At 73.9% G+C, this 9,351-nt stretch carries 6 protein-coding genes and 3 tRNA genes; 1 reads left to right on the top strand and 8 read right to left on the bottom strand.

Annotated features, from left to right (window positions below; all coding sequences use genetic code 11):
• Positions 1-188 precede the first annotated feature (188 nt).
• From leuS to ACWGKU_RS36785, 4 genes are all read right to left on the bottom strand, one after another.
• Entirely contained in the window at positions 189-3,074 is a 2,886-nt protein-coding gene (gene leuS, locus ACWGKU_RS36800) for a leucine--tRNA ligase (protein ID WP_452178649.1), read from the bottom strand.
• A 415-nt stretch (positions 3,075-3,489) separates the two neighbouring features.
• Entirely contained in the window at positions 3,490-4,785 is a 1,296-nt protein-coding gene (locus ACWGKU_RS36795) for a hypothetical protein (protein ID WP_401049433.1), read from the bottom strand.
• 98 nt (positions 4,786-4,883) lie between these two features.
• Positions 4,884-4,956, bottom strand: a tRNA-Ala gene (locus tag ACWGKU_RS36790).
• Between the two features lie 330 nt (positions 4,957-5,286).
• Positions 5,287-6,726 carry an MFS transporter gene (locus ACWGKU_RS36785; protein WP_452178650.1) on the bottom strand — a complete coding sequence of 480 codons (1,440 nt, stop codon included), beginning with the start codon at positions 6,724-6,726 and terminating at the stop codon, positions 5,287-5,289.
• Positions 6,727-6,828: 102 nt separating this feature from the next.
• Here ACWGKU_RS36785 and ACWGKU_RS36780 point away from each other — a divergent pair, with 102 nt between their 5' ends.
• The gene (locus ACWGKU_RS36780) at positions 6,829-7,728 is read left to right on the top strand and encodes a helix-turn-helix transcriptional regulator (protein WP_380543238.1); all 900 of its coding nucleotides are present in this window, start codon (positions 6,829-6,831) and stop codon (positions 7,726-7,728) included.
• A gap of 64 nt (positions 7,729-7,792) precedes the next feature.
• On the opposite strand, the gene ACWGKU_RS36775 is transcribed toward ACWGKU_RS36780, so the two are convergent.
• From ACWGKU_RS36775 to rsfS, 4 genes are all read right to left on the bottom strand, one after another.
• Positions 7,793-7,865, bottom strand: a tRNA-Ala gene (locus ACWGKU_RS36775).
• Between the two features lie 43 nt (positions 7,866-7,908).
• Positions 7,909-7,981: transfer RNA gene (locus ACWGKU_RS36770), tRNA-Ala, on the bottom strand.
• Between the two features lie 164 nt (positions 7,982-8,145).
• Positions 8,146-8,796, bottom strand: coding sequence for a histidine phosphatase family protein (locus ACWGKU_RS36765; protein ID WP_401053796.1), 651 nt, complete (start codon positions 8,794-8,796; stop codon positions 8,146-8,148).
• The gene (gene rsfS / locus ACWGKU_RS36760; RefSeq protein ID WP_359910971.1) at positions 8,793-9,251 is read right to left on the bottom strand and encodes a ribosome silencing factor; all 459 of its coding nucleotides are present in this window, start codon (positions 9,249-9,251) and stop codon (positions 8,793-8,795) included. Before rsfS ends, ACWGKU_RS36765 begins: the two co-directional genes overlap by 4 nt.
• Positions 9,252-9,351: the final 100 nt, after the last annotated feature.

Raw genomic sequence — 9,351 nt, 5'->3', positions numbered from 1 at the left:
CCGCCCGCCCCCGCGGCCCCCGCCCCGCTCGGGCGGCCGGTAACCCCACCCCCCCCCCACCACCCTAATAAGCGCGGGGCGGGCGCCCCAAGGGCCGCCCCCCCGACCGCTCCGCGCTCGCTGCCTCGGCAGCCACTCGCAGCCGTACTCGATCAAGCACAGCCGCGCTCGATCGAGCTCAGCCGCACTCAGCCGGTGACGATGTTCACCAGCTTCGGCGCCCGCGCGATCACCTTCCGCACCTCGGCCCCGCCGATCGCCGCGACGACCGCCGGCTCGGCCAGCGCCAGCGCCTCCAGCTCGGCGTCCGAGATGCCCGGCGCGACCTCCAGCCGCGCCTTGACCTTGCCCTTGATCTGGACCACGCAGGTCACCGTCTCGTCCACCACGTACGCCGGGTCGGCGACCGGGTAGTCGGTGTGCGCCAGCGAGTCGCCGTGGCCCAGTCGGCGCCACAGCTCCTCGGCGATGTGCGGGGCCAGCGGGGCGACCATCAGCACCAGCTGCTCGGCCACCGCCCGCGGCGTGGAGCCGCGCTTGACCAGGTAGTTGTTCAGCTCGATGGCCTTGGCGACGGCCGTGTTGAAGCGCAGCCCGGCCATGTCGCCGCGGATGCCGTCGATCGCCTTGTGCAGGGCGCGCAGCGTCGCCTCGTCGGGCGCGTCGTCGGTGACGACCAGCTCGCCGGTGGTCTCCGAGACGACGTTGCGCCACAGGCGCTGCAGGAAGCGGTACGAGCCGACGACGGCGCGGGTGTCCCACGGGCGGGAGACGTCCAGCGGGCCCATCGACATCTCGTACAGGCGCAGCGTGTCGGCCCCGTACTCGTCGGCGATGTCGTCCGGCGCGACGGCGTTCTTCAGGGACTTGCCCATCTTCCCGGCTTCGCGCTTGACCGGCTCGCCCTGCCAGAAGTACTGGCCGTCGCGCTCCTCGACCTCGGCGGCGGGCACCGGGAAGCCGCGCTCGTCGCGGTAGACGTCGGCGGTGATCATGCCCTGGTTGAACAGCTTGTGGAACGGCTCGACGGACGAGACGTGGCCCAGGTCGTGCAGCACCTTGTGCCAGAAGCGCGCGTACAGCAGGTGCAGCACGGCGTGCTCGGCGCCGCCGACGTACAGGTCGGCGCCACCGGCCGGCTTGGTCTCCGTCGGGCCCAGCCAGTACTTCTCGTTGGCCGGGTCGACGACCGCCGAGGAGTTCGACGGGTCGACGTAGCGCAGCTCGTACCAGCAGGAACCGGCCCAGTTGGGCATGGTGTTGGTCTCGCGGCGGTACTTCCGGACGCCGTCGCCCAGGTCCAGTTCGACGTTGACCCAGGCCTCGTTGCGCGACAGCGGGGTCTCCGGCGAGGAGGCGGCGTCGTACGCGTCGTAGGTGCGCGGCGAGTAGTCGTCGACCTCGGGGACCTCGACCGGCAGCATCGACTCGGGCAGCGCGTGCATGACGCCGTCCTCGTCGTAGACGATCGGGAAGGGCTCGCCCCAGTACCGCTGGCGGCTGAACAGCCAGTCGCGCAGGCGGTAGTTGACGGTGCCCTCGCCGATGCGGCGCTCGGCCAGCCAGGCGGTGACGGCGGCCTTGGCGTCGACGACGCTCAGCCCGTTCAGCGACAGGTCGCCTTCGGAGCGGGCGGAGTTGACGATGACGGAGTCGTAGGTGTCGAACGCGTCGTCCCACTCGGCGGGGTCGGAGCCGCGCCCGTCGGTCGGCTCGACGACGCAGCGCATCGGCAGCGCGAAGGCGCGGGCGAAGGCGAAGTCGCGGTGGTCGTGGGCGGGGACGGCCATGATGGCGCCGGTGCCGTAGCCCATCAGCACGTAGTCGGCGATGAACACCGGCACGGACTCGCCGCTGACCGGGTTGACGGCGTAGGCGCCGGTGAAGACGCCGGTCTTGACCTTGGCCTCGACCTGGCGCTCGACGTCCGACTTGGCGGCGGCCGTGGCGCGGTAGGCGGCGACGGCCTCGGCGGGGGTGGCGGCGCCGCCGGTCCACTCGGCGGGCACGCCCTCGGGCCAGGCGGCGGGGACGATCGAGTCGACCAGGCCGTGCTCGGGGGCCAGCACCATGTAGGTGGCGCCGAACAGGGTGTCGGGCCGGGTGGTGAAGACGGTGATCTTCCCGCCGTCGACGGCGAAGTCGACCCGGGCGCCCTCGGAGCGCCCGATCCAGTTGCGCTGCTGCAGCTTGATGGCCTCGGGCCAGTCCAGCAGGTCCAGGTCCTCGATCAGCCGGTCCGAGTACGCGGTGATGCGCATCATCCACTGGCGCAGGTTGGACTTGAACACCGGGAAGTTGCCGCGCTCGGAGCGGCCGTCCGCGGTGACCTCCTCGTTGGCCAGCACGGTGCCCAGGCCCGGGCACCAGTTGACCGGCACCTCCTTGGCGTAGGCCAGGCGGTACTCGCCCAGCACCTCGTCGCGCTCGGCGACGGACAGCTCGGCCCAGGCGCGCCCGCCCGGCAGCTCGCGCGCGCCGGACTCGAACCGGGCGACCAGTTCGGCGATCGGACGGGCCTTGCGGGCGTCCGCGTCGTACCAGGAGTTGAAGATCTGCAGGAAGATCCACTGGGTCCAGCGGTAGTACTCCGGGTCGATCGTGGAGATCGAGCGGCGCGGGTCGTGGCCCAGGCCCAGCCGGCGCAGCTGCTGGCGCATGTTGGCGATGTTGGCCTCGGTGGAGACCCGCGGGTGGGTGCCGGTCTGCACGGCGTACTGCTCGGCGGGCAGGCCGAAGGCGTCGTAGCCCAGCGTGTGCAGCACGTTGTGGCCGGTCATCCGCTGGTAGCGGGCGAAGACGTCGGTGGCGATGTAGCCCAGCGGGTGGCCGACGTGCAGGCCCGCGCCCGAGGGGTACGGGAACATGTCCATGATGAAGCTGTGCGGCTTCGCGGTGACGTCGCCGGCCGCCGGGTCGGCCAGCGCACCGGTGGGGTTGGGGGCGTGGAAGGTGCCCTCCTTCTCCCAGATGTCCTGCCAGCGGGACTCGATCTCGGCCGCCAGCGCGGCGCTGTACCGGAACGGCTCGGTCACGGTCTCGGCCGCGCCGGACGCAGGGGTCGTCTCGCTCATGGTCCTTCAAGCTCCATCGATGTCGGTTGGCGAACCGCACAGGCGGCCGGCCCGTGTACCCGGCCCGGGACGGGGTCGGGGGCGGAAAACAAAAAATCCCCTCGCAGGAGGGGACGCCACGCCGACTCCGGCACCGCCCGAGGGCTCAGCCGGTCCTGGTCAGCGCGGCCGGCTAAGGAGCAGGCGCACGGTTCGCATGGGCTCAGGGTACCGCAAGCGGGTCGGCGGGCTGCGGGGTGCACATGCCTGCGTGCGGGGCCGCACGCAGGCATGCGGGGCCGCACGGGACGGGACGGCGCGCGGGGCCGTACGGGACCGGCGCGCGGGGCCGTACGGGACGGGGCCGGAGAGCGGATCCAGGCCCGGACCGCGCCGGACCGCGCCGGGCCGCGCCGGGCCGGAGATCCGGAGGGCCCTACCGCGCCGCCGCCCGCCCCGCCGCGTCGAACTCCCGCAGCGCCTTCGCCAGCCGCTCGGACTGCATCCCGGCCGCGAGCGAGCGCGCCAGCGCGGCGGTGCGGGCCGCCTCCCGCTGGTCGCCGAGCCTGCGGTGGGCCTCGGCGAGGCGCACCATGAGCAGCGCCTTGGAGCGGGCCCGTCCCGGCCCGAGCCCGGCCACGGCCTCGGCGAGCAGCACCTTCGCCATCCGGTACCCGCCGAGCGCCAGCCGTCCCTCCCCCACCATCCCGGCGACGCCGGCCCGGGTCTCCTCGGCGCCGGGCAGGCCGTCCAGTTCGGCGAAGGCCCTGGCGGCGGCGGCCTCGGCCAGCTCGGCCTCGCCCCGGCGGCCGTACGCGCGGGCGAGCCGGCCGTACTGGCGGGCCCGGGCGGTGGCGCCGAGCGCGGCTCCGTGGGTGTCCAGGGCGGTCGCGAGCGCGGAGACGGCGTCCAGTCCGCGCCCGCCGGGGCCCTGGGTGGCGAGGACGGCCAGTGCGCCGAGCACCGCGACCCCGAGCCGGGGGTCGCCGCCGACGTGGGCGGCGCGCAGCGCGGCGACGAAGGCGCGCTGCGCGGCCGCGTCGTGGCCGAGGTCGTACGCGGCCCAGCCGGCCAGCCGGGCGAGCCTGCTGGCCGTGCCGTACAGCTCGCGGCCGAGCCGTTCGTCGTACGCGCCGAGTTCCAGCAGCTTGGCCAGCATGGCGAGTTCGGCCCGGACGGGGCCGAGGACGAGGCCGCCGCCGCAGGCCCGTTCGAGCTTCTGCTTGCTGCGGTAGGACAGGCCGAGCTCGCCGACCAGCCCGGGTTCGACGCGCAGCGCGCCCTCGCCGCCGCCGACGGGCGGTGGCGGGGAGTCGAGGCGGGCGGCGGCCTGGTCGAGGTCGGCGCTGCGGAACAGGTCGGTGAGGCGGACCGGTCCGGCGTCGGTGGCGGCCTCGCGCAGCGCGGTCTGGGCGGTGTCGGCGGTCCACGGGTCGGTGAGCAGCCGGGGCGAGAGGATCTTGGCGCCGCGGTGGCCGCCCATCCGGCCCCAGAGCTGCTCGTAGGTGACGGCGATGCCGAGGGTCCGGCTGAGCACCTCGCAGACGGCCTGGTCGTGCGGGCTGCGCGGCACCATGCCGCGGTCGCGCCACTTGTACGGGGCGGTGGAGCTGATGGCGAGGCCCGGTGGCAGGGCGAGGCTCACCTCGCGGGCGAGCCGTTCCGGACTCCATCCGAGCTGGTGGAGTATCCGGGCCAGTTCCTCGTTCCGCCTTCGCTCCAGATCGGCCATGGCACGACGGTAGCGGGATTCCGGCCGCCGCGACCGGTGGCGCGGGCAGAACGGCGAAGAGCCGCCTCCCGTTTCCGGGAGGCGGCTCTCGACTGCTGTGGAGCTATGGGGAATTGAACCCCAGACCTCTTGCATGCCATGCAAGCGCTCTACCAACTGAGCTATAGCCCCTTGACCTGCGATGTCACCGTGGTTCCCGGTTGTTTCCGGCCGTTTCCCTCGGCGACATCGACTACTTTACACGGTCCTGGGCGTGCTCCTGAAATCCGTTTCCCGAGGCCCGCACCACGCGCCCCGGGAGCCCCGTCCGCGGAGCCCGGGGAGTCCTTCTTCCGCGCCCCGGGCGTGCGCCTCCCGCCCGGGGCGCACGGCAACCGCGTACGCGCCCCGCTGACGTGCCGACCTCCGCCCGCCGCCCGCACCCGACCGCTGCCGTCCGCCCGCACCCGGCTGCCGCGCCGCCGACCGCACCCCACCGCCCTACCGCCGACCGCACCCCCGCTACCGCGCCGCCCGCCGGCCGCGCACCGCGAAGCCCGCGGCCACCAGCACCGCCGCGGCGTCGACCAGCAGCGTGGTCCGCAACGCCGCCCCCGACTCGGCGGCCGGCGCCGGCAGGTCGACCTGGCCGAGGAACACCGAGCCCAGCACCGCGACGCCGATCACCTGGCCGAGCTGGATGACCGTCACCATCACCCCGCTGGCGTCGGCCGCGTCCTCGGGCGCCACCCCCGCGAGCGCCCGGGCGACCAGCGGCGCGTACGCGCAGCCGGCGGCCAGGCCGAGCGCGGCCATCTCCACCAGCGGCCCGGCGCCGATCTCCGCCCCGCCGCCGAGCAGCAGCCCGAGCAGCAGGTAGCCGCCGCCGAGCAGCACCCCGGCGAGCGCCGGCAGGATCCGGTGCAGCCGGCCGGGCAGCCGGTGCCAGTGCATGCTGGACACGCCGAAGCCGACGGCGACGGGCGCCGAGCAGAGCCCGGCCCTCAACGCGGTGTGGCCGAGCCCGGCCTGCTGGTGCAGGGCGAAGGCGAACATGAAGCCCGCGAAGGCCGCCATGATCGCGAACAGTCCGGCGGCCGCGGGGCGCAGCCCCGGCGCGCCCAGCACCCGCCCGGAGATCAGCGGCTGTCCGCCGCGCCGGGCGATCCGGCGCTCGACGGCCACGAACAGGCCGAACAGCAGCACACCGGCCGCGATCATCGCCCAGCCCCAGACGGGCCAGCCCAGCTCGTGGCCGAGGACGAGCGGGACCACCAGCAGGCCGAGGGCCGCGCCGAGCACCACCAGGCCGGGGAGGTCGAAGCCCCGGGTGGCGTCGCCGGGCAGCCGGGGCAGCAGCCGGGCGCCGGCCGCGAGCAGCACCACGCCGATCGGCACGTTGACCAGGAACACCGGCCGCCAGCCGCTGCCGAACAGGTCGGCGCTGACCAGGACGCCGCCGAGCACCTGGCCGAGCGCCATGCCGCCGGCCAGCACCGCCGCGTAGAGGCCGAGCGCCCGGACCCGGGCGGCGCCGGTGAAGGTGCGCTGCACCAGGCTCATCACCTGGGGCACCATCAGGGCCGAGCCGGCCCCCTGGAGCAGCCGGAAGGCGATCAGCCAGCCGGTGGCCGGGGCGAGGCCGCAGGCCAGCGAGGCGGCGGTGAAGGCGGCCAGGCCGAGCTGGAAGAGCCGGCTGTAGCCGTACCGGGCGCCGAGCCGGGCGCCGGTGATGAGCAGGACGGCGTAGGCGATGGTGTAGCCGGCGATGACCAGCTGGAGGGCGGCTCCGGAGGCGCCCAGGTCGGTTCTGATGGTGGGGACCGCGACGTTGACGATGGAGACGTCGAGCACGGCCATGAACTGCCCGCACAGGACGAGTGCGAGGAGCAGCCCGGGCCGTACCGCCGGGGCGCCGGTGGTGCCTGCGGCCGCGCGGGGCCGGATCTGAAGGTCCGTCATGGCAGTCAGCCTGGCCCCGTACCGGTACTGGTGGTTAGAGCCTGCCGATCCTGGTACCGGCAGCACCTGTATCGGCGGCCCGGGCTGCGGCACCATGGGGCCATGACCGTCCTGGAGGAACTGCCCGCCGCGGCCGGCGGGCGCGACCGCCGCCGCACCGAACTGGCCCGCTTCCTGAAGGCCTGCCGGGCGCGGGTCACCCCCGAGGACGTGGGGCTGCCGCCGGGGCTGCGCCGCCGTACGCCGGGGCTGCGGCGCGAGGAGGTCGCGCAGCTCGCCGGGGTCGGGGTCACCTGGTACACGTGGCTCGAACAGGGCAGGCCGATCAACGCGAGCGAGCAGGTGCTGCTGGCGGTGGCCCGGGCGCTGCGGCTGGACGGCACCGAGCACGAGCACCTGTTCCGACTGGCCGGGGTGTCCGCCTCGGCGCGGGCGCTGCCGTCGGTGCCGGAGCTGTCGCCGTCGATCCAGGTGATCCTGGACTCGCTGGCCCCGCTGCCGGCGGCGGTCTCCAACACCCGGTTCGACGTGCTGGGCTTCAACGGCCCGTACCGCGCGATGTTCGGCACCGACCGGATGCGCCCGTCGCGCGGGGTGGTGTTCAACAGCCTCTGGTGCATGCTGACCGCCCCGCCGTGCTGCAACCCGTGCGAGAACCGGGAGGAGACCCTGCCGCGGATGGTGGCGGTGCTGCGCTCGGCGTACGGCAAGCACGTGGGCGAGCCGGCCTGGGAGGCGCACGTGCAGCGGATGTCGGCGCGCAGCGAGCTGTTCCGGGAGCTGTGGGACCGCCAGGAGGTCGCGCCGCCGGAGGCCTGGCTGCGGGTGTTCCGCCACCCGGAGGTCGGGGTGCTGCGGCTGAACGCCACCTATCTGACGATGCCGGGCGTGCCCGAGTGCTACATCGTGGTGTACCTGCCGGCCGGCCCGGAGGACCGGGAGCGGGTGGAGCGGCTCGACTCGCTGCCGCCGGGCGGCTGGAGCCACACCTGCGAGGCCTGAGGCCGGCCGGGCCCGGAACGCCGGAAGGCCGCCACCCCTTGGGTGACGGCCTTCCGAACTGCTGTGGAGCTATGGGGAATTGAACCCCAGACCTCTTGCATGCCATGCAAGCGCTCTACCAACTGAGCTATAGCCCCGCGACACGGGCGACCCTGGCTGACCACGACCGCCGATGCGGAGTGGAGCTATGGGGAATTGAACCCCAGACCTCTTGCATGCCATGCAAGCGCTCTACCAACTGAGCTATAGCCCCGCACTCACCGGATCTCCCGCTTCCCTTCCGGGCCGCGTTCCTTCCCTGCGAACGAGGAAGACTCTAGCTGGTCAGGGCCGGAACTGCGAAATCCGCTGCCTCCGGACCCCGGCCGAGGGCCCCGAGAGGCCCCCGGCCCCCGGTGCCGCCCGCACCGGTACCGCTCAGGTGTCGTCGCCGATGACCGGCTGCGGGAGCGTGCCCGCGTTGTGCTCCAGCAGGCGCCAGCCGCGCGTGCCCAGGCCGAGCACCGACCAGCAGCAGTTGGACAGTCCACCGAAGCGCTCCCACCGGGAGGGCTCCAGTTCGAGCAGCCGCCCGAGCATGGTGCGGATCGTCCCGCCGTGGCTGACCACGACCAGCGTGCCGTTCTCCGGGAGTTTGCCGACGGCCTCCAGGACCACCGGCACCGAGCGGTCGGCGACCTCGGTGGCCAGCTCGCCGCCGCCCCCGCGCCGCACCGGCTCGCCGGCCGCCCAGGCCTCGTACTCCTCCGGGAAGCGCTCGCGGATCTCGGCGTTGGTCAGGCCCTGCCAGGAGCCCGCGAAGGTCTCCCGCAGGCCCTCGTGGTGCTGCACGTCCAGCCCGGTGACCTCGGCCAGCTCCGCGGCGGTGCGCCGGGCCCGCTTGAGGTCCGAGGAGATCAGCAGGTCGGGACGGAGCCCGGAGAGCAGCCGGGCCGCCCGCTGGGCCTGCAGGACGCCCTGGCCGGTCAGCTCGATGTCCGTGGTGCCCTGGAAACGCGATTCGAGGTTCCAGGAGGTCTGGCCGTGCCGCCAGAAGACGATGCGCGGGCCCCGCGCGCCGCGGCTCAGTGCAGATCCTCGGGCTTGCCGAAGTCGTCGGCGGGCGCGACGGCGTTGCCGGCCTCGTCGGTGTGGGCGTCCGGGCGGTTGCGCGAGGCCACGGCGTCCTCGGGCAGCGGCAGCTCGGGGCAGTCCTTCCAGAGGCGGTCCAGCGAGTAGAAGGAGCGCTCCTCGGAGTGCTGGACGTGCACGACGATGTCCAGGTAGTCGAGCAGGATCCAGCGGCCCTCGCGCTCGCCCTCGCGGCGCACCGGCTTGATGTCCAGCTGCTCGCGCAGCTGGTCCTCGATCTCCTCGGCGATCGAGCGGACCTGGCGGTCGTTGTTCGCGGAGGCGATCAGGAAGGCGTCGGTGATCGACAGCACCTCGCTGACGTCGAAGGCGATGATGTTGTGCGCGAGCTTGTCGGCCGCCGCCTGCGCGGCGACGGTGATGAGCTGCTGGCTGTGGTCGGTGACGGTCACGGTGTTCTTCCGGCTCGGCGGCTTGGGGTGCCCCGGCGCACGGCCGGGGTCGCCTTCCAGGATCTCACGCCGCCCGGGCGGGCCCGGAACCGTTTTCCGG

It is taken from the genome of Kitasatospora sp. NPDC054768 (genome assembly GCF_053612025.1).
This window is presented reverse-complemented; position numbering and strand designations above follow the sequence as displayed.